This is a genomic window from Bartonella sp. MR168JLCBS (assembly GCF_042194175.1).
The window spans coordinates 1-1,378 of the sequence record NZ_JBHIMP010000015.1; the positions used below are offsets into that span (position 1 = coordinate 1).

1 protein-coding gene is annotated in these 1,378 nt (G+C 38.2%); it reads right to left on the reverse strand.

What is annotated here, in order from left to right:
- Positions 1-226: 226 nt before the first annotated feature.
- On the reverse strand, positions 227-1,378 hold a 1,152-nt coding region (locus tag ACFIK8_RS07760), incomplete at its 5' end, for a Vomp family autotransporter (RefSeq protein WP_375669119.1).

A 1,378-nucleotide genomic window follows, 5' to 3' on the forward strand; every position in this document is an offset into this window, starting at 1 on the left:
ACTGTTCAAGAAAATAGCAACATAAAAATATGACTTTTTAGCAATATGGATTCTACTGTGATCTTTTTTCAACAAAAATATAGAAAAAGCTTCTATAAAACCTCAAAGTTTATAGCCTCATCAAATATTATGCTTATCTCTGGGTAAATACTGTGCGTCTGTAAAAAAAATCACCCTCATTTCAATCAATAAGGGTGAAAATTTTATTAAGTTTTCGTTGTTCGTATTATTTTATTTTCAGAGTGATTGCTCCACCTATTCCCCAGTGACCACCAGCACTCGTGGCAGAAAGATTAGAGCGGATTTTTCCGTTTTCAGATGTATAACCAGCACCAAGAGCAAATGCGGATTGTCCACGCCATGCGCCGCTACCAAATGAGACACTCAAAGATCCTGGTTCGTCGAAGTAACGTAGGTTGGACACTGCTAGACCAACAGCTGCTGCTTGCCTTGCCTCTTTGCGTACACTCTTAATGTCATAACTTAAAATATTAAACTTCATATCTGTATATTGGTGAGCCCGATCAACGGCATCATCAATAGCATCGATAACGATATTATTCACTCGTTGATCTGTGTAATGCTTTGATTGATCAAGAACGATCTTCATCTGCTCTTGGGTATAGTCGTGAAGTTGACCACCATTTACAGCTTCTTTCGAACCTTGTTCAATACGACCATCCGCAACATTATCAATCATAACAGGTTCGCTTTCATTCCCACCTTTTAGAGTGATCTTATTGGTCTTTTTACCATCAGCATCTTTATCATAGTTAACTGCGCCATCAGAAAGATTATTAACCGTGTTTTCAATATTATCAACTCTGTTTTCAATATGGAAAACCGTTTTACCAATATCCGTAACCGTAGTGGAAATATTGTCGACTCTGTTGGTAAGATGCTTAACATCTTTCTCAACGCCAGTGATCCGTTCGTTGGTCTGCCAAAGCTGTCCGCCATTGACTGCATCTTTTGAACCTTCTGCAATTTTACCATCTGCTACATTGATAATCTTACTTGGTTGACCATCGTGGCTAGCATCATAGGCTTTTTTCTGCTCATTCCAATTTAAACCATTGGACGAAACATTATTTTCAACATTTTGAATGCGATTGTTTATCTTGGACATACTCTCACTTACACCGTCAAAAGCATTGGCAACGTCATGATATGTCTTCTTCTCACCAGAACTACCGTCATTATTGAATTGTGCTATCTTGAAAGTAGGAGCGGTCCATTTTCCATCATTATAGCCAGCGCTACCACCAAAATACGCAGCAAGCTGATTACTCATCAAATAAAGTTGCGAACCATTTACAGCATCGGTTGAGTTAGCAGAAATATCTCCATTAGCAAGAAACTTAATTTTTCTATTGGT